Origin of the sequence: Halalkalibacter oceani (assembly GCF_040544555.1) — a bacterium.
Classification (GTDB): Bacteria; Bacillota; Bacilli; order Bacillales; family Bacillaceae_D; genus Halalkalibacter; species Halalkalibacter oceani.
In genome coordinates this window covers 42,078-60,805 of sequence record NZ_JBEPKD010000018.1, presented here as the reverse complement: position 1 = coordinate 60,805, position 18,728 = coordinate 42,078, and the positions used below count along the sequence as shown (strand labels likewise).

The 18,728-nt window shown below is 45.5% G+C and carries 16 protein-coding genes; 3 read left to right on the top strand and 13 right to left on the bottom strand.

Features of this window, described 5'->3' with window-relative positions; genetic code table 11:
• Positions 1-81 precede the first annotated feature (81 nt).
• The 3 genes from ABMB67_RS16990 to ABMB67_RS16980 are packed head-to-tail and all read right to left on the bottom strand — an operon-like array spanning position 82 to position 3,627.
• On the bottom strand, positions 82-2,031 hold the full coding sequence (locus ABMB67_RS16990) for a tripartite tricarboxylate transporter permease (RefSeq protein WP_354572806.1): 1,950 nt from the start codon (positions 2,029-2,031) through the stop codon (positions 82-84).
• 56 nt (positions 2,032-2,087) lie between these two features.
• Positions 2,088-2,378 (bottom strand): hypothetical protein, encoded by a 291-nt coding sequence (locus ABMB67_RS16985; RefSeq protein ID WP_251221814.1) that lies wholly within the window; start codon positions 2,376-2,378, stop codon positions 2,088-2,090.
• Positions 2,379-2,391: 13 nt separating this feature from the next.
• The gene (locus ABMB67_RS16980; RefSeq protein WP_354572825.1) at positions 2,392-3,627 is read right to left on the bottom strand and encodes an MFS transporter; all 1,236 of its coding nucleotides are present in this window, start codon (positions 3,625-3,627) and stop codon (positions 2,392-2,394) included.
• A gap of 216 nt (positions 3,628-3,843) precedes the next feature.
• Between ABMB67_RS16980 and ABMB67_RS16975 the strand changes: the two genes are divergently transcribed.
• Positions 3,844-4,026, top strand: a complete 183-nt coding sequence (locus ABMB67_RS16975; protein ID WP_354572805.1) for a hypothetical protein — start codon at positions 3,844-3,846, stop codon at positions 4,024-4,026.
• Between the two features lie 174 nt (positions 4,027-4,200).
• Here the strand turns inward: ABMB67_RS16975 and ABMB67_RS16970 are convergent, their stop codons facing one another.
• From ABMB67_RS16970 to ABMB67_RS16950, 5 genes are all read right to left on the bottom strand, one after another.
• Positions 4,201-4,983, bottom strand: a complete 783-nt coding sequence (locus ABMB67_RS16970) for a M15 family metallopeptidase (RefSeq protein ID WP_354572804.1) — start codon at positions 4,981-4,983, stop codon at positions 4,201-4,203.
• Between the two features lie 159 nt (positions 4,984-5,142).
• Positions 5,143-6,609, bottom strand: coding sequence for an MDR family MFS transporter (locus ABMB67_RS16965; protein ID WP_251221811.1), 1,467 nt, complete (start codon positions 6,607-6,609; stop codon positions 5,143-5,145).
• Positions 6,610-6,624: 15 nt separating this feature from the next.
• Positions 6,625-7,506 (bottom strand): TetR/AcrR family transcriptional regulator, encoded by an 882-nt coding sequence (locus ABMB67_RS16960; RefSeq protein ID WP_354572803.1) that lies wholly within the window; start codon positions 7,504-7,506, stop codon positions 6,625-6,627.
• 305 nt (positions 7,507-7,811) lie between these two features.
• The gene (cax, locus tag ABMB67_RS16955) at positions 7,812-8,894 is read right to left on the bottom strand and encodes a calcium/proton exchanger (RefSeq protein WP_354572802.1); all 1,083 of its coding nucleotides are present in this window, start codon (positions 8,892-8,894) and stop codon (positions 7,812-7,814) included.
• Positions 8,895-9,086: 192 nt separating this feature from the next.
• On the bottom strand, positions 9,087-9,977 hold the full coding sequence (locus ABMB67_RS16950; protein WP_354572801.1) for a DMT family transporter: 891 nt from the start codon (positions 9,975-9,977) through the stop codon (positions 9,087-9,089).
• Positions 9,978-10,161: 184 nt separating this feature from the next.
• On the opposite strand from ABMB67_RS16950, the gene ABMB67_RS16945 reads away from it, so the two are divergent.
• Positions 10,162-11,058: a LysR family transcriptional regulator gene (locus ABMB67_RS16945; protein ID WP_354572800.1), complete on the top strand. Its 897-nt coding sequence runs from the start codon at positions 10,162-10,164 to the stop codon at positions 11,056-11,058.
• A 119-nt stretch (positions 11,059-11,177) separates the two neighbouring features.
• Here ABMB67_RS16945 and ABMB67_RS16940 read toward each other — a convergent pair whose 3' ends face one another.
• From ABMB67_RS16940 to cypC, 5 genes are all read right to left on the bottom strand, one after another.
• Positions 11,178-12,374, bottom strand: coding sequence for an S-layer homology domain-containing protein (locus ABMB67_RS16940; protein ID WP_354572799.1), 1,197 nt, complete (start codon positions 12,372-12,374; stop codon positions 11,178-11,180).
• Between the two features lie 836 nt (positions 12,375-13,210).
• The gene (locus tag ABMB67_RS16935) at positions 13,211-13,603 is read right to left on the bottom strand and encodes an NAD(P)-binding domain-containing protein (protein WP_354572798.1); all 393 of its coding nucleotides are present in this window, start codon (positions 13,601-13,603) and stop codon (positions 13,211-13,213) included.
• Between the two features lie 157 nt (positions 13,604-13,760).
• Entirely contained in the window at positions 13,761-15,230 is a 1,470-nt protein-coding gene (locus tag ABMB67_RS16930) for an aldehyde dehydrogenase family protein (RefSeq protein WP_354572797.1), read from the bottom strand.
• A gap of 98 nt (positions 15,231-15,328) precedes the next feature.
• A complete protein-coding gene (locus tag ABMB67_RS16925; protein WP_354572796.1) occupies positions 15,329-15,988 on the bottom strand; it encodes a GntR family transcriptional regulator in 660 nt (219 codons plus the stop codon).
• 185 nt (positions 15,989-16,173) lie between these two features.
• Positions 16,174-17,412, bottom strand: coding sequence for a CYP152 family fatty-acid peroxygenase CypC (gene cypC, locus ABMB67_RS16920; protein ID WP_354572795.1), 1,239 nt, complete (start codon positions 17,410-17,412; stop codon positions 16,174-16,176).
• 392 nt (positions 17,413-17,804) lie between these two features.
• On the opposite strand from cypC, the gene ABMB67_RS16915 reads away from it, so the two are divergent.
• Positions 17,805-18,680, top strand: a complete 876-nt coding sequence (locus ABMB67_RS16915) for a cation diffusion facilitator family transporter (RefSeq protein WP_354572794.1) — start codon at positions 17,805-17,807, stop codon at positions 18,678-18,680.
• Positions 18,681-18,728: the final 48 nt, after the last annotated feature.

The following is an 18,728-nucleotide window of genomic DNA, read 5'->3' as shown; positions in this document are numbered from 1 at the left end:
CCGCTGAAAAAGTGAAAATCGTACTTTTTCAGCGGCTTCCTCACCACAGGGTTGTGTCATTGACTCCGATCCCCTGCCCATTTACAGTTGAGGCATGATAGGCACAGGCACTTTAAGCAAAAGGGTAAAAACAGCATAAAGCGCCAGTGTGAAAAGGCATGAGACGAACAGGATGTGTAGCGGCCGCAGTTTTCTCCATTTTTGCAGATGAACGAAAATCGGCACGAGCAGCATTAATAAAAAGGTTTGGCTATAGAAGCCGAGTAAATTCGTCAAAAAACTAAGAGTAGCAACGAGAACGAGGCACATTACAATGGAGTAATCGAACGTGAAAGACACTCTCTCCTTTGGACGCTTCACTGCCTGAGCCGCTTTGTACAAAAGAAATCCGAGCATCGCACTAAATGCCAGTTGAGGAAAAATCCGCAGCTCAAACGGCATGCTGTTAAGCAGCACGAGACAGACGATTACCAGAGCACCCGCTATAAACCAGCCGCTGACTGCCCAATAATCAGGGGCCCTCTTTCCCTCCAATGTGGGCTGCTGATTTGCTCTGTTTTTCAGTCCGCGGTAGACAGCGATTCCCACCGTTATCAAAATAAAACTGCAAAGCAGTAGATTCCACGTTCCGCTAAAGAAATAGAGCCAAGGAGAGCCTTGAGCCGTGCCGATTTGAATCCCTTGAAGCAGCCCTTCTTCAGCAATTTTGCCAAGGATAAACCCTAAGGCGATCGGTGCGGGTGAAAACTGGAATTTTTGCAGTACGAACATCAAAAGCCCGAGGATGAGTGCGGTATAAACATCGAACAAGCTATTTTGCGTTGTGAAGGCTCCGATAATTGACAGGGACAAAATAGCCGGAGCAAGATAATAAGTCGGAATACTCGTCAGCCTGGCGATATGAGTCACTAGCAGCAAGCCGAGAACGAGCAAAAAAAACTGGGCGAGAATCATGCTGTAAATAAACGTATAAGCCACATCAGCATGCTCTACAAACAAATTTCTTCCCGGCCAAATACCGTGAATTAATAAGCCGCCGAGGAAGATCGCAGCAGTTGGCGAGCCCGGAATCCCCAATGTCAGCAATGGAATTAATGAACCGCCGACCATTGCATTATTGGCACTCTCCGAAGCGATAATCCCCTGCTTTTCACCCTTCCCAAACGCGTTTTTCTGCTTGGAGAAACGCCGCACTTCATTATAAGCAAGCACGCTCGCTACATTGCCGCCTGCGCCCGGAAGCATTCCGATAAGGGCGCCGACTCCGCTTCCGATTGTCACTGCTTTCGGCCGCTTTAACACATCGCCAAATGACTGACGGATAGACGAAGCGGTTGTCTGTTTATGTCGTTTGATTTTTTGATTACCTTCTGACAGGGTTTCAATCATTCGGAAAGCCTGAGGAATAGCAAATAAGCCGATCAGCACCGCGACAACATGAAACCCGCCAACAAAGCTATCGATTCCAAAGGTAAAGCGGGCCGTTCCGGTCACAGTACTAATTCCGACGAAGGAAAGGACAATGCCCAGGCAACCGCCGAGCATATTCTTCGCCGCTCCCCCCTCTGAAATGACAGCGATGACCGTAATGCCGAACAGGGCGATCCAGAAGCTTTCCGTCGGGCCAAAGGCTAAAGAAAATTCCGTTAAAACAGGGGCAAAAAATACGAGCAGGATCATCCCGATCACACCGCCGGCAAAGGAAGCAATCGTCGCCAGCTCCAACGCTTTTCTCGCCTTGCCCTTTTGCGCCATTGGATAGCCATCAAACGTAGTCGCCACCGATGCAGGCGCGCCTGGCACGTTAAAAAGAATCGCCGGGATAGAGCCGCCAAACACGCTGCCGCAATAGATCCCACCCAGCAGGATCAGGCCATCTGTTGCGCCGAGTGAAAAGGTAAAAGGGATCGTCAAAGCGACTCCCATTGTCGGTGTCAACCCGGGTAAGGCTCCCACAGCGATTCCGAGACATAAACCGAGTACGAGCATCAAAAGGTGCCGAACTTCAAACAATTGTAATAAAATATCCATACCCTGCCTCCACATCTAAGACTAGAGTATGATATTCACCCAAAAAGCGATGTGTGCTATTCCTCCTTATCGTCCTGCTTTAATTCAACCTGTTTCCCGCCAACCGTCAAGTAAGACAGCACTTCCAGCTCCGGCTTTAATTTGGTCAGCCCTTGAATATAAGGTGTGACCAGGTCTTTAAAATCCTCACTGACTCCTTCTTCAGCCAGCTGCCCGTACACATACATTTTCTTTTTGTCCGGCTCCAGTAAAAACGCCAAATAGCCAACAGGCTTATTTCCATCGGTCACGATATTTAGTACTTGTGCATCCTCTTTCATAAATTCCGGAGAAAAATAAAGCTGCATCTGAGAATCCCCCTTATTCAGTCGTCAATTGAAATTTTTTAAATAACGTTTGAGCCGAGTCATCTGATTCGGTCGGCTTTGTTTTTTTCACATGAATAAATAGTAAACAAAAAATCCCAAGCAGCAATGTCAGCCCTGCCGTCAGCAAAAACATTCCAGTACGAGACCAGTTCATTAACACTTCAAACAGAGGCGGGCCCGCTGCGACCCCTAAAAAACGGACAGAGCCATATAGGGACGTAACAAATCCACGCATTTCCTGTCCAACCGAGCCGGTAATGAGGCTGTTGAGGCATGGAAGGACAAGGCCGGTACCGACGCTGCTGATCACCAAAATTGCAATAAATGGCACAAGCTTGTGGAAAAACACTAAGGCCGAAAACGAGATTGTCATTAGCAGGAAACCAATCATAATGCTCGTTTTCATTCGCTGCAAACGCTTCCCGATTTTGCTCCCAGTGATGAGCGAAGTCGTCATCATAAATAAAAGTGGAATCGCCAGAATGCACCCTTTCAACACGCCATCAATGTTATACGTCGTCTCCAGTACGTCCGATAAATAAAATAAAATTCCAAACAGAGTAAGAAGACAGGTTGCTCCAGCCAAATAAGCGGTAAAAAGCCAGCGGCCTTCATGCTTAAAGACAGAAAAAAGTCCTTTTACATATGTACCAAAAGGCATCGGCTCTTTTTTCTTTTTCTTCTCTTTAATGAAGAATGTCGTTAGCAGCAATGAGATGAGAACAAAAACAGGAAAGCCCCAAAACGGCCCGTACCAGGCAAGCAGAGCCAATAATGACCCGACAATCGGGGAAAGAACTTTTCCAAATCCATTGGACGCCTCGACAAGACCTAATACTTTACTTTGCTGGCCCCCCTTAAACAAATCGCCGGTTAAGGCCATCGCGATTGGCGTGGTGCCCGCCGCACCGATTCCCTGAAGAACGCGACCGGCCATAATCCAAATAAAGGGACTGGCAAACCACGCCGCAGCCGCACCCGCTAACAGCCCGCCAACGCCGTACAAAGTCAAAGCCGGGATAATGATCTTTTTCCTTGTTAAGCGGTCAGACAAATACCCGAAAATCGGGATGAAAATGGCAGCAGCGATGGAGAAAACTGTGATCGTCAAGCTGGCTTGAAACGCTGAAATGTTCAGCTCAGTTTCCATTTTGGGCAAAATAGGAATAAGCATGGAATTACCTAACGTCATAATTAAAGGAATGGAGCCAATCGCCACGACCAGCATCCCGTTATGCTTTTTTTCGACCACCCGTCATCCACGCTCCTTACAGCTCACTTGTTGTTTTCCTTACTACTTTGTCCCTTTTCGCGTAAACGTTACGTCCAAATAATTTCCAGAAGCATGATTGGTAAGGACCTCCAGTGTAAAGAAGCGGATTTCAGACAAACTAGTGAGTAGAGTAGTCTGTTGATTACTTACTTGTAAGAAGGAGCTGATGTCATGATGTTTGAAATGAGAAAAAACCATAAGATGAAGAGCGGTCAAGCTCTTATGTATTCATTAGTCGGAATAGGAATCGGGGTTGGGGCGGCTTACGGAATGATGAAAGGACGCCATAACGGGCAGCATCATTCGACAACATCTGATACGTTGCAGCAAACATTAAATGCCCTTCAGGATTAAGAAAGCTTTTTCCAAAAGTATGTGTTGGAGCTGTTTCAGTCTTGCTTTTAGCTAAGGCATATGACGTGTATGGGGCTGGGTCAAAAGGTCGTTTTTTTTACCTTTTGCCCAGTCTCTACGCATTAAAGCCCATTGCGAGAAAAAACTCACAACGGGCTTGTGGCAAGTCAGTTTTTAATTGGATACAGGAACGGCATTCATATACTCTTCAAGCGTAACGCCGAGATCGGTGATTTCTTTCGCCATTTCAACCCCGACATAGCGCAAATGCCAAGGCTCGTATTTGTAGCCTGTCAAATCCTCTTTCCCTTCCAAATAGCGGATAATAAAGCCATAGTCAGCCGCGTTGTCCTCCAGCCATTTCGCTTCGACTGTATCCGCAAAACAGTCTTCCGCTGCACAGCTTACATCCTCGCCGACGACGTCAATCGCCAGGCCGGTTTGATGTTCGCTTGTTCCGGGCACGGCGCTGTATGTACGCGCGAGCTCCTCCCCATCCTGGGCAACATAATAATCAAACAGGTTTTTTTGCGTCTCATATGAACGGTAGGCCGAAACGCCAAGCAAGTTCATCCCATCTTCTTTTGCCGCGGCGAATAATTGCTCAATCGCTTCAGCTGCTTCCTCCCGCATTAAGCGCTTTTCCACTTTATCTTCAAATATAAATGGGATATCAGGATAAACCAAGTCATCCGGTTCATAGCCTTCCATCAGCTCATATTCCTCATTAACAAGCACCTCAACACTTTGCGGATCCGTCACTACCTCGATTCCCTGCTCCTCGTTCGACTCGGAATCCTGCTCCGCTGAGGCTTCTGCTTCCTTACTTCCCTCTGCTTGCTCAGTATGAGAGGAGAGCATCGAGGAATCTTGATCAGTCGTTGATTGCTGCTGATCGCAGGCTTGTCCGACAACCAAGCTGATAATCCCTATTATTACGATCATTGCCTTTTTCATAAGATCCTCCCTCACAATTTAAACTATATTCTATACTACCTCTTTTTTGCCTGATTTTAAACTCTCTATTCAAAACTCGTCCTAACAACCTAAAAAAAAGGTTATGCCAAAAGGTTTGTTTTCCGTTTGGCATAACCTCGAAACAGACTGCCTGTGCTTTTACCCTTCAGGAATCGGACTTTTCTTCTGACTTCTTTTCACTTGAACCGGTTTCCCCTTCGGCTGTTCTTCATCATGTTTTTTAATGAAAAAGGCAAGGATTAAACCGATTAGCGACAGCACCGTCGCTGCCATAAATGAGACATTAACTCCATGGATCATCGCCATGTCGACATCACCAGTTACTTGCGGATCAAGCGCCGACATCGTCATAATCGTAATCAGAACCGCCGTTCCGATCGACCCTGAAATTTGCCGCATCGTATTATTCATCGCTGTCCCATGCGGAATCAGTCTACGCGGCAAAACATTAATCCCCGCTGTAGTGACCGGCATCATTACCATCGCCAGCCCGATCATTCGCAGCGCATAAATGATCGTGAGGTAGGTAAAGCTTGTCGTCGTTGTTAAGTTTGAAAATAAAGCCGTGGTGACGAAAATGATCGCCAAGCCGCCAATCGACAACGCTCTTGCCCCGATCTTATCAAAAATCCTTCCGGTGATCGGTGACATCAGCCCCATCAAAACCGCACCCGGCAAGATCATCAACCCCGTATCCAATGCAGTGAAATGATGCATGTTTTGCATATAGATCGGCAGAATCGTCGAGCCGCCAATCAATGACATAAACACAACCATGCCGATGACCGTCGTCAAGGTGAAAACACTGTATTTAAATACACGAAACTCTAATATCGGCTGCTCCAGCTTCAGCTGTCTGAAAATAAACCAAACAAGCGAAATCACACCGATGACGGTTGGCAAAACGACGGAGGCACTCGTCCAGCTATGTGCTCCGGCATAACTAAAACCAAACAACAAGCCGCCGAATCCGAATGTTGACAAAATAATCGAAAGCATATCAACTTTCGGGTTGTGGAGCGTTGTTACATTTCTTAAAACGAAATACGCCGCGATCATATCGATCACAATTACCGGTAACACAATCCAGAACAGGATAGACCAGTGATAATGTTCTACGAGCCAGCCTGAAAGCGTCGGTCCTAAGGCTGGCGCAAATGAAATGACGAGACCGACCATTCCCATAGCGGCCCCTCTTTTTTCAACTGGAAAAATGAGCAAAAATACAGTCTGCATCAAAGGCATCATAATACCCGCCCCGGCAGCCTGAAGGACTCTTCCGATCATTAAAAAGGAGAAAGTAGGCGAAAGGGCGCAGACAAGCGTTCCTAACGCAAACAGGAACATCGATGTCATAAATAACTTTCTCGTTGTATACTTTTCAATTAAAAAAGCCGTAATCGGGATCATAATTCCATTTACAAGCATAAAGATTGTTGTCAGCCACTGGCCTGTATTGGCTGTAATCTGCAAGTCATTCATAAAATGAGGCAAGGCCGTTGTCAGCAAGGTCTGATTTAAGATTGCTAGAAACGAACCAACTAATAGGACAATAACTAATGGTTTTCTATTTATATTTTCCACTGATACTTGGGCTGTATCCATTCTTCTACACCTTCTTTAATTAAATCTCCGCTCTTCCACTAGCGCAAGAATCATTGGTATTTCCTGCTTAATCGCTACGCGGCTGTTAATAAACAGACAAAGCGCCTCGATTAAATACGGCTCAGGTTGCTCCACCGTCATTTTCTTTCTCAGCGAATCATACGCCGCTCTAACCTTTTCCATTTCCGTTCGATTCATCTCTGCCTTTGCGATCTTATCCTGCACGCTAATTAGCGCTTCGGCGATTTGCTGATCCGTTGATTTTGACTGCGCGCCGAGATGAATTCCTTCATAATCATACATAAGTTCCTGCGACAACGCCGGCTGCGGCTTTTCTTTATTTCTAATAATCTGATCAAGATTAGACGCGAGCAATGTCGCGACATCTTCTTTGTTAACCGGCTTTTGTTCATCCTCAAGCAAATGGATATACTCGCGAATGGCTCCTTGTAAAAGCATCACAAGGTCCCAAAGATACGGTTCCACCTCTTCCCCATAGGCTTCAAGCAGATATTCCCGGTGAAGATGAAAAAAAGTAGCTTTTGTCCGCTTCATTAAAGCCATGACACGCGGGTTTTGCTGGATCGGCATGACCTTGAAGATCAAATTTAAAAAAGCACGATACTGTTTGTTTTCTTGCAGCTCCACGAGAATTCTCTGTCGCAAACGCTCTTTTTTCGGCAACGAATGATCCAGTTGAATACTTTTAGCTCTTTCCACCATTTGAAGCAAGGTAAATTCAAACACTTGCATTAAAAGGTCTTCTTTCGACTGAAAGTATTTATATAGTGTTGCTTTCGACATCCCGCATTCCTCTGCAATCCGTTGCATTGATGTCGAGAAAAAGCCTTCATTGGAAAAACACTCAATCGCCGTTAAAATGATTTTCTTTTTCATTTTTTTACCTTCCTTGCTGTTGATCCTAAGAAAACCGTGCAACCAACGCTCCTCCTCGAATCCCTTTGAAAAGCAGGGTAACTTTCTCATCTCTCCAGCAAAAAACTGAACGGTTCCCAAAAAACCTTTTGGTTTTAACATGCTGATTATATAGGGAACCTCTCTTCTTGTAAAGCAATTGCATTCAAATTTTTATCGGCGACGACAAGAGAGCGCCGTTTATATACGGCTCTGTTTTCACCAGCTTTTTTCTTCGAGTTATGAAAAAGGAAGTTTTTCAGTGGCCTCCTGTTTTCCGGCCTGCATCAGAGCAAATAAAAGCCAATCCCCATAATGACGTACGCCGCGAGCAAGGTGGCTCCCTCAAACCAGTTCGTCTCCCCATCATTGGATATCACGGTCATTAATAATACAGACGAAGTCATCGCGATCAGCTCAGGCAGCGTGAAAACAAGCGGCATTTTTTCAGGCAAAAACAAAGAAATCAGGACGAGGACCGGTGCAACAAACATCGCGATCTGCAAAGTAGAGCCAATCGCAATCTCAACGGCGATATCCATTTTATTTTTGAAAGCAAAAATAATCGCGGAAGCATGCTCGGCCGCATTCCCGACAATCGCGACAATAATCACACCGATAAACAGCTCCGTCCAGCCGAATGTTTCCGCTACTTCTTCAAACGTATGAACAAGTGCTTCGGAGACATAAGCTACAGCGGCCGTCGCAAAGGCGAGAACAATAATCGCCTTCCATTTTTTCCACTCCGGCTCTTCATGCTCAATATTCCCTGACTCCTTTGGCTGATAAACCCCGCGATGGGTCACTAAGCGAAACATCAGGGCGGCCAAGTATAACATAATTAAAATAATGGAAATTCCGATACTTAAAGACAACGTTTTTGCCGGACTCATCGTCATCGAAAAAACCTCAGGAATGACAAACGCCACAATGACGGCAAACATTAGGAGACCTGAATTATGACGGGCGTCATACACATTGAAGTTCTGACGTTTGAACTTCAATCCGCCGATAAAAAAGGAAAGCCCGGCCACTAACAGAAGATTGCCAAGCACCGATCCGGTTAACGAAGCGAGGACAACACCAATTAAACCGGCCTTCAAGGCAAAGATCGAAATAATCAGTTCAACCGCATTACCAAATGTCGCATTAAGCAGTCCGCCAATTTGCGGACCTGATACAATCGCGAGGCTTTCCGTTGCCCTCCCCATATAACCTGCCAAGGCGACAATTGTAATACAATAGACGACAAACATCAGCACTGTTGGCCAGTGAAGGATATTCCCAATTATCGATAGTGGCAGGCCGACGAGTAGAATCAAGAAAAACACTTTATTAACCAAACCATTCCCTCCCTTTCGTCTCCTCATCTCAATTAGTATATAACCTGTACCCGCTTTTTTATCCGTTCGTGCAAGCTCCTCTCAAGAAATAAAAAAAAGACGCCTCAAAGGTCTGTTCACCTTAGAAGACATCTCCAAATAAAGAGTGTGAAGTCCGCTTTAAACGCAGCAAATTCTCCAGCAGTGTCCGGCTGTCTTGATGGACGGACACAGTGTCTGCTAGAGAGCTTTATCGATATTGGGGGGTGACACATTCAGTCGGTTTTCTTCAGGACTTTTCCGATTCACAACCCATATCCCGGCAAGTACGAGCAAAATTCCAGCTAATGTAACGATGCTTATCTGTTCATCTAAAAATATGGAGCCAGAGATGACGCCAACAATCGGGACGAGCAGTAAAGAAACGGATGCCTTGCTCGCTTCAGTCCGGCTTAATGCATGATTCCACATAACGAATGCAAGCGCCGAGGCCACTACGCCGGAAAACAGAATATACACAACCGGCATGACGCCCCAGTGCGATTCACCTTGCTCAAATAAAAGAGTGTACAGCAGTAATCCGACAGCTCCAATTGTCATTTGCCATGTCGTATATTGAACCGTATCACAATGCTTTAATTTCAATTTGAAAAGTAAGTTAGCGACAGCCCAGGAAATAGCTGAGCTTAACGCCAGCAACATAATCAAAAATGATCCCCCTGCATGAACATTCATTGCAAGAAATAAACCGGCTATCCCGATCATGATGCCAAATGTCTTGGCCGCAGTTAATCGTTCACCGGGAAGCCACTTATGCGCCATGATTGATAAAAAAAGTGGCATGCTGTAGGTCATGACTGACGTCAGGCCGGCACTAATATGGGTAAGCGATATTTGGATCGCAATATTAAAATAAGCAGTCTGAAACAGGCCGCATAAGACGAGCCACTTAACATCCGCTTTCTTCGGCAGCGCTATTTTTTTCAGTAAACAAATGCCGATCAGTACGAGAGAGCCGGTCAAAAATCGCAGCGCGGCAAACTCCCCGGGGGGAAAGGCGCCATTTCCCAACTTCATCACAACAAAATTAAACCCCCATATGAGACATAGCATAACCATCGTGGCATTCATTTGTGTGATCCTCTCCCCTCTCTCAATTTTTTTTGGAATTCCGAAGATGATCCTATCGCAAATTCTCAACTTGGCCGTCTTCCAGCTTTATAAAAAACTTTACATTGAGAACGAACTGGTGTCTAATATATAAAAAATGTGTTTTTAAGACGATAAACGACTTAATAAAAAGGAGGGGAATGGTGTGGAATTGCGTCAGCTTATCTATTTCACAGTTGTCGCCGAGGAGCTGAATTTTGGCCGTGCGGCAATACGCCTGCAGATGACACAGCCACCGCTGAGTCAACAGATTTTACAGCTTGAAAAAGAACTTGGTGTCAAGCTGTTTGAACGATCGAAAAGACATGTAGAGCTGACAAATGCCGGAACCGTGTTCCTGCAGGAAGTGCGTCACGTACTCACCAAATTAGATGAAGCGAAAGCAGCAGCGATTAGAGCCCAAAACGGGATGGCCGGTCGTTTAGTAATTGGGTTTATTGGTTCTGCTACGTTTGATATTTTGCCGACCATTGTTCGCGGTTTTCAGGAACAGTTTCCCGCGATCGACTTAATCCTTCACGAGATGCACACCCCAAGGCAAATTGAGGCCTTTCATAATAAGGAAATTGACATAGGCTTTGTCAGACCGCCCATTTTCGATCCACTTTTATCCCTTTTGCCCATCTACCAGGAGACCGGAATCGCCGTCGTGCCAAAATCACATCCTTTTGCCCAGCGGGACTCCCTTTCGATGAAAGAGCTGAGTTTGGAGCAATTTATTATGGTAGAGAGAGAGATTTGGCCGAGCTGGTACGATGATATTATCGCAAAATGTCACGCCGCCGGCTTTGAACCGATCACGCGTCAAGTCGTCAAGGAAATCCAAACAGTAATAGGCCTGGTCGCCTCAGGACTAGGAATCAGCATCGTCCCGCGATCCACCTCGAACTTTCACACGCATGATGTCACCTATGTAACGATTGAACAAGAAGCACCACGCGTAGACATGAGCCTGGCATGGCGCACAGATAACAATTCAACGATTGTAAAACAATTTCTCGATACGTCCACAAAGCTGATTAAAGTTAATGAGTTGCAATAAAAAAAGCCCTAATCGGGAAGCTGCTGAAAACGTACGATTTACTCTTTTTCAGCAGCTTTTAGAAAGGACTTTTTCCTGTTAGCTAATTATCCGTCAAAACTCACCAACTGCAGTTCAAGTTACTTTTTCACGCCGAACTGTTCCCAGCTGATTGTAAAAGACGGCATACCAACTGCATATGGAGCAATTTCATATTCGCTGAAATATATTGTCACCCCTTGATCGGATACATAAAACTGTTTTGTATCCGGGTCAATCCCATCAAAATCAAAAACATCATTAAATTCAAGCTGAAAGCCTGCATCCGTCACGCCTGCAGACACGGTTTCGTTAATAATCGCCAAATAGTCTGTACCTTCAGGGAACAGATCCTTTAATGCTACCAATTCTCCGCTTGCAGGAGTAAATGTATAAGCGGTTTGCCAGCTCCCACCATGCGCGCCTCCTGTATAGTGATAGCCCTCAAAGACAATGCTCAAGTAATCGGCATCATTCTGTTCAATCCGGTAGCTCTCACCAAACGCGTAACGCTCAGCGATCATTTGATCTTCTTCGGCTTCCGCACGCGCAAACAGCTCTTCTCTCGCCTCCACTGACCGACCTGCATGCTCGGCGAGCGTCTGATTGACTCGACCTTGACTTTCTTGATCAAGACCGGTCACGCGAGGAAAGTAGACATTTTCAGCGGCCCGCTGTGGAAGAACAGCGACCTCCTCACGAAAGGATTCCTCTTTTGCCCGCGCCAAGAAAACAGCGAATTCAGCCCGGGTCACAGGTTCTCCTGGACGAAAAGTCAAATCGTGATAACCGGTTGTCAGGCGATTTTCCGCGAGCTTGCTGATGCTCTCATACGCCCAATGCCCGGATGCCACATCGCGAAAATCAACAGGCTGGCTGCTCGTTAGCTGCGAAGAACGCGAAAGAATTGTAGCCATCTCAGCCCGCGTTAACGTATCATTCGGGCGAAACTCATTTCCATCAGCAAAAAATCCTGCTCCCACCGCTGCGGCAATGCCGGAATAAGCATAGTTCGTCGTCTCCGCTACATCCGTGAACGAGACAGGCTCCGGCTGTTCCATATCCAGCCCGTGCAGTCGCGCCAGCGTTACCGCGGCCTGCGCTCTTGTCACATCATCGCCAATCCCGAAAGCTCCATCCTGATACCCTAGCATCACGCCCTGCTCAGCCAAAAAGTGAATCTCCTCCACTCCCCAAAACCCATTTGAAACATCCGAAAATGCGACCTCAGCTTGTACGGGGCTGGCCACAACCAATAAAGCTGATATCCCGACCGCTGCCATGATCCTTCTCTTCATTGTAACCCTTCTTTCTTTCTATATTTATTATGTAACGTCCCCACCCAGTATAAAGTAACAAAGCGTCTCCTGAACAGCTTTTTACGAGCAGCTATTTCATGAAAAGAGAATTCCCGGCTAAAGTACCACATCTCGCTTTCAGCTTAGGTTCACGAAACGCTGATAAGGTAAAGTAACATTAATATTCGTATAATAATCAAGGCTTTGTATCCATGTACAGGTATTTGTTTATATTGTCCATAATGGGTAACCCGAATAGATAAAGTAGTCCCTCTAATCCGTCTGTTATCACTAAATTGCTATGAAAAGAAGGGAATCCCGCTGCTGAAATATAATTCCGCTTTCCACGGGAAGCTGGGGTGAGAAAGCAGGGAAAGTGGGAAGAAAAATGACGAAGAAAATGATATAACTAAAGGAAGCAAATTGAATAGAGTAGAGTGGTTGGTTGAGCCTCCGTTAATGGGAGGAGGTGATACTGACATGGTTACTTACAATGCAGCAATATTGACAGTCGGATTTGCAACACTATTGCTAACATTTATCATGGTTGTAATCATGATTGTACAAATAAAAAAGTAACTCACACTCTGCTTTTGGTGGGCTCAGTGTGAGTTACTTTAAACAATACTGCCGACCGCCATCTACGGAAGCAATTTGCTAAAAAGAAAAGTCTCGTGCGACCAACACGGGGCTTTTCTACATTAGTATGCGTACTTTATTTAACTCTTATCAGTATTATAACCAAGGATAATTTTTAAATCAAGCTTCGAAAGTAAACGTGTTAGCTATCATGGAGACGGTTATGCCTGCTCACAATAAATTGGGCAGGAATAAAATCAAGCCAGGGATGCACCACTTGGCCCCCCGCTAACTGGAGCTTCGATATAACGCAGTCCCTTCCTCTTACATCTCTTACTGGCGTCGATCGCTGTTTGAGGGTCTATTGTGCTCAAATCGATGACCAAAGGCTGATGAGCTTGATTAAATGGAACCATTTTTTCTGTCATCTCTTTTACTTGAACGGGTCCCGGTAAGCTCATAATTATCACGTTATGATCAGTAAGAGATTGATTACTATCTTCAATCGCTTCTGCTCCAATATGCTTCGCCCGATTGACTGCTTCATCAGATGGATCACTCACCGATACTTGATAGCCTTTTCTGATCAACGTTTGTATCACACCGAATCCCATTCTACCAGCACCAACAACAAGTACTTTATCTTTCATCACAACCACTCCCTATCATCATTTGATGTAACATTTTTTTCATTTTATTCAAATTAAAGCACTTTCAAAAGAAGTGAGATTTAATGTAAAGGCTGTAACTTACTCAATGCTGGATTTGCTACAGCCTTTACATAGTTAGCGATTCATTCTGAAAAAATTAATCATTGAAATCAATCATAATACTTTTCACTTGGGTGTAGCTGTCGAGCATTCCCTCTAAGGAAAATTCACGCCCGATTCCACTTTGTTTGTAGCCTCCATAGGAAAGGCCAGGCATTTGCGCGCCTCCCCGATTTACTTGAATCCAGCCTGATTCAATTTTGCCTGCTGTTCTTAACGCTTTCTTCGTGTCATTCGTCCAGACAAAAGCAGCTAACCCATATGAACTGTCATTAGCGGCCTTGATGACCTCTTCCTCGTCACTCCAGGACATAATTAAAAGCACCGGGCCAAAAATTTCCTCTTTGGCAAGTCTCGTCTTGTTATTTTGACAAGCAAACAAGGTTGGCTGATGATAATATCCTTCCGCCAACGGTCCTTCCTGAGGAGGGAGACCGCCGATGAGAAGCTCTAAATTGTCATCATTTATTCCTTCCTCTATAAACTTGGTCACTTTATCAAACTGCTTCTTATTTATCAGAGAGCCCATATCTGATTCCTCATCAAGTGGATGACCTACTTTAAGCTCTCCTAAGCGATTGACCAGCTTTTTCACAAATGAATGAAAAATAGATTCGTGTAAAAACAACCGAGTACCCGCGGAGCAGGATTGTCCTTGGCGGGCGAAGCGCATCGCAGAAATAATTCCTTCCACCACTTTGTCGTTATTTGCATCGGGAAAAACAATTTGCGGGCTTTTTCCGCCCAATTCCAAAGAGACTGGCACAATTCGTTCGGCTGCCTTTCGCATAATTGTTTTCCCTACGGCTGTTGATCCGGTAAATGTTAATTTATTGACTAGCGGATGACCCGTTAATGCTTCGCCGCATTCCTGACCAAAGCCTGTAATTACGTTAACGACGCCAGCTGGCAAGTACTCCGCACAAATTTTTGCGAGCTTCAGTACTCCTAATGGGGCATCCTCAGCTGTTTTTAATACGATTGTATTTCCTGCCGCCACCGCGGGCGCAATTTTTAGTGATGAGAGCTGAACCGGCGCATTCCAGGGAACGATCGCCCCGACGACACCATATGGTTCACGCTGCGTGTATGCCATTAAATTGTTGTCAACCGGGCATGTACTGCCCCGGATTTCACTGACAACACCGGCGAAGTAACGAAAAATCTCGATGACACTCTTCACTTCACCTCTCGCTTGCGTACGAATCGCATTTCCCGTTTCAGTCGCGATTGTTCTTGCGATATCCTCTGCCTGCTCTTCAACGGCATCGGCAATTCTCCATAATAGCTTCCCCCTTTCCTTTGCGGGAACCTCTCTCCAGGAGGCAAAGGCTGCATGTGCTGCTTTTACGGCAATATCCACATCTTCAGCCGAAGACCTTGGCACTTCCGCTATGACAGAACCTCTCTCAGCCGGGCTTTCAATTGAAAAAAACTCTGAGCTGACACTGGCTCGCCCTTCCCCATTAATAAGCATGAGTTGTTGTTCAACAGATACTTGTTTCATGCAAACACCTTCCTTTTCTTCATTATCTATAAATTCTTAGCGGGTCCATTGCTAGAAATGAGAAATAAACTCGCTAAGTCATTTACAAAAAGTCCTTCTTATGTGAATTTTGTTATGATGTTGTGGATCTCAATATAGCGCTGCAATGCATCCTCTACATGGGCTGCTGCTTTTTTGCCGGCGCTTTCTTTATCCTTCAGCAGGATATATTTCAGAATATCCCGATGCTCTTCGATCGACCTTTCCATTTGTCCCGGCAATGTCAGTGTTCTCACCCTCGACAAGTATGATTTTTGATTTAATAATTCAATAAATTTTTCTAATTCTTTATTCGTCGAGGCTTTCACGATCGCATGATGAAACTCCTGATCGAGATGGGTGTATTCTTTCACATCTTTTTTATCAATTGCTTTTTGCTGATTGCTGATGATATGTTCCAGCTGTTCACCCACTGTTTTATCAGTCGATTCACAGCATATTTCAACAGCAAGCTTTTCCAGTACCGCTCTAAGCTGTGTAATATCTTTAAAATCTTCAATCGTTAAATCTTTTATAAAAGCTCCTTTATAAGGAATAAATTCCACTAACCCTTCCATCGACAGTTGCTGTAGCACCTGCCTGATTGGCGTGCGGCTAACATTGTATCTTTCAGCAAGCTCCCGTTCAGGTAAACGTTGGCCCGGTTTAAGATCCTGATCGATAATATCCTGCTTGATGATCGTATATAAAGTTTGCATACTGCTCGACTGATCAGTCATATATGTACCCCCAGAATGGTATACCAAATTTATAAATTTAGAATACCATACTGTATTATCTTTGTATACCACTTTTATATAAAAATTCTGAAAATAAAATCTTCATTTCAATTTTGTGGCATTTTCAGCTCAGGCGAAAAAAGCTGCCCCCATGAATGGAAAGCAGCCTTCCTACTGAAACTCATTTAATGCAAAGGCTTTATCACAAATCCACTATTCGGTAGTGTCGGCATTCTGTTCATACTGTATTGTACGTCCTGCTCAGGGACTTCATAGCGCAAGTGTACGAGAAAGTCTACAGTTGCTTTCATGACTTCGATCGTAATTCCTTCACCCGGGCAGCGATGACCTTTTTCCGGTTCGCCCCCTCCTTGCGGAATGAAAGCAAAAGGATCCCCTGACCAATTGCGGAACCGCTCCGGATTGAACTCCTCAGGCCGCTCCCAAAGTCGCGGATCATGATTGGTTCCGTACATATCAAGCAGCACCAGCTGTCCTTCTTTAAAATCACACTGCTTCCATGTAAACGGCTTTTTCACCCGCGCCCCAAGAAAGGGTCCGAACGGATAATAGCGTCTGACCTCCTGAACAAACATTTCCCGGAAAGCTTCATCATCTTTCAGCTTCTCCCGATAAGCCGGATATTCATATAAAGCCAGGGCAGCAAACGTAATAAATGTCGCAATCGCAACAATCGGACGAAGCACGTTGATTAGTTCAACCGCGGCCATGTGAGCATCAAGCTGGTTCCCTTCATCATCTTTGTAAAACGCCAGCTGATAAAGAGCGGTATCTTTTTCAACGACTATCTTTTCGCCTCGCACCTTTTCAATAATGTCTTTGATCCATTCCTCTGCCCTCGTTCGCGCCCTTCTTCCTTTCCAATGACGCGGTCCGACCGCGCCAAAGGCGTCAACCATCGCAGTAAAGTCTTGCGCCCGCTCATCCAGCTCCGATTCTGCCAGCGGAATGACGGCCCAATCACAGGCGGCCCGGCACAGCACTCTTTCCGCTTCTTCAAAAAGGACGACCTTTTCTTTATCTTTCCACCGTTTCTGGGCGTGACGCCACTCTGTTGCGACCATGTCTGCCAGCTGCTTCTCATGGTCAGGCGTCATCAATGACATAAAGAGCAGCTTGCGATGAAGATGCTTTTGACCGTCCATTGTCTGAATCGCGTTGACGCCAAACAACGATTTCTGAATCCGCTTCGGGGCGGCTCCCTTCCGCTGAAAAAGCTCTGGATCATAAAAAAGCTGCGCCGCCTCTCTTCCGCTCATGCAGATGACCTTTTGCCCTAAGAGGCGCGCTTCAAACAAGTCGGACTGATAGCGGCTCACCCGATTTTTAATAAACAAATAGCCTTCCTGCATTAAGGCCAGGCTATTGTCAAGCGCTTTGTCCTGCGGGATGTTTGCATTCATCTTATCTTCTCCTTTGTCGCTCTCACTATGTTTTCTTTTCTACCTCTATTAACGAAAAACGTTCAAACGAAACCTGTATAAGATAAAGTATGGACAACACGGAAATAATTATGAAACACCAGCAGGAAATTCCTGAACGAACGCGCAGAAACACTCCTGAGGTCGATAGCCGCAGCAATCACCCTTCCAGCAGCACAACCTCATTATGTCCAGGCGTCCTGTGAAAATGGACGATTATCTTCAGAGACGACCAGACTCCCTCGCCACGCTGTCCTTTCTTAGCATCTCCCCCTGCAGGACAAAAACATTCATTAAAAGGCTTGCACTCCGACAATATTTTTGAAATAATCAATATATGAACATATAATCATATATTGAAGGAGGATGTTTTTATGGGACATTCACATCACAGCAAAAATAAAAAAGCCTTAAAGCTGTCATTTATGTTGATTGCGTCCTACATGATTGTTGAAGCTGTCGGCGGATTGTTGACGAACAGCCTTGCCCTTTTGTCAGACGCCGGTCACATGCTGAGTGATGCCGGCGCGCTCGGACTTAGCTTTCTTGCTTTGAAATTTGGTGAAAAAAAGGCGACCTTATCAAAAACGTTTGGCTACAGACGATTTGAAATTCTCGCGGCTTTTATTAACGGACTAACGTTGATCATCATCTCGCTTTATATTTTTTGGGAGGCTTACCGCCGGATTCTCGCTCCTCCTGACGTGATCAGCTCCGGGATGCTCATCATTGCTTTTATTGGGTTAGTGGTCAATATCGTCGCCGCCTATTTGCTTATGCGCGGAGACAAAGATGAAAACTTAAATGTCCGCAGCGCCTTTCTCCATGTCCTCGGAGACCTTCTTGGTTCCGTCGGAGCGATTGTCGCAGCGCTCCTAATTCTCTTCTTCGGCTGGAATCTTGCCGATCCAATTGCCAGTGTCTTCGTTGCCCTGCTCATTACAATTGCAGGCTTTCGCGTCATTAAGGATGCCGTGCATATTCTGATGGAAGGCGCGCCGCCGCAGATTGATGTCGCAGAAGTAAAGGAATCACTACTCGCGCTGAACGGTGTCCATCACGTCCACGATCTGCACGTCTGGTCGATCACGTCTGATTTTCCGGCCTTGAGCTGTCATCTTGTCATGAAACCCGCTTTCTCACAGCAGCAACTGTTAGCCGAGGCGAAAAAGAAGCTGCTTAACTTTCATATTCACCATACAACCATCCAGATTGAAACGGATAAATGTCAAGAAGACGCCTGCAATTAGAGGGACACTGAAACGCTTCGAAGAAAAAAGCTGCTAAAAAAGTGACAC

What these genes read in the sequence shown, in the direction of transcription:
- ABMB67_RS16970 (WP_354572804.1), bottom strand. Translation starts at nt 4,983, where the DNA reads ATGAAAAAGGCAATGATCGTAATAATAGGGATTATCAGCTTGGTTGTC.
- ABMB67_RS16980 (WP_354572825.1), bottom strand. Translation starts at nt 3,627, where the DNA reads ATGCTGGTCGTGGCGATTGGCTCCATTCCTTTAATTATGACGTTAGGT.
- ABMB67_RS16960 (WP_354572803.1), bottom strand. Translation starts at nt 7,506, where the DNA reads ATGAAAAAGAAAATCATTTTAACGGCGATTGAGTGTTTTTCCAATGAA.
- ABMB67_RS16930 (WP_354572797.1), bottom strand. Translation starts at nt 15,230, where the DNA reads ATGAAACAAGTATCTGTTGAACAACAACTCATGCTTATTAATGGGGAA.
- ABMB67_RS16950 (WP_354572801.1), bottom strand. Translation starts at nt 9,977, where the DNA reads ATGAATGCCACGATGGTTATGCTATGTCTCATATGGGGGTTTAATTTT.
- ABMB67_RS16985 (WP_251221814.1), bottom strand. Translation starts at nt 2,378, where the DNA reads ATGCAGCTTTATTTTTCTCCGGAATTTATGAAAGAGGATGCACAAGTA.
- ABMB67_RS16990 (WP_354572806.1), bottom strand. Translation starts at nt 2,031, where the DNA reads ATGGATATTTTATTACAATTGTTTGAAGTTCGGCACCTTTTGATGCTC.
- ABMB67_RS16935 (WP_354572798.1), bottom strand. Translation starts at nt 13,603, where the DNA reads ATGAAAGATAAAGTACTTGTTGTTGGTGCTGGTAGAATGGGATTCGGT.
- ABMB67_RS16975 (WP_354572805.1), top strand. Translation starts at nt 3,844, where the DNA reads ATGATGTTTGAAATGAGAAAAAACCATAAGATGAAGAGCGGTCAAGCT.
- cypC (WP_354572795.1), bottom strand. Translation starts at nt 17,412, where the DNA reads ATGAATGCAAACATCCCGCAGGACAAAGCGCTTGACAATAGCCTGGCC.
- ABMB67_RS16940 (WP_354572799.1), bottom strand. Translation starts at nt 12,374, where the DNA reads ATGAAGAGAAGGATCATGGCAGCGGTCGGGATATCAGCTTTATTGGTT.
- ABMB67_RS16915 (WP_354572794.1), top strand. Translation starts at nt 17,805, where the DNA reads ATGGGACATTCACATCACAGCAAAAATAAAAAAGCCTTAAAGCTGTCA.
- cax (WP_354572802.1), bottom strand. Translation starts at nt 8,894, where the DNA reads ATGAGGAGACGAAAGGGAGGGAATGGTTTGGTTAATAAAGTGTTTTTC.
- ABMB67_RS16965 (WP_251221811.1), bottom strand. Translation starts at nt 6,609, where the DNA reads ATGGATACAGCCCAAGTATCAGTGGAAAATATAAATAGAAAACCATTA.
- ABMB67_RS16925 (WP_354572796.1), bottom strand. Translation starts at nt 15,988, where the DNA reads ATGACTGATCAGTCGAGCAGTATGCAAACTTTATATACGATCATCAAG.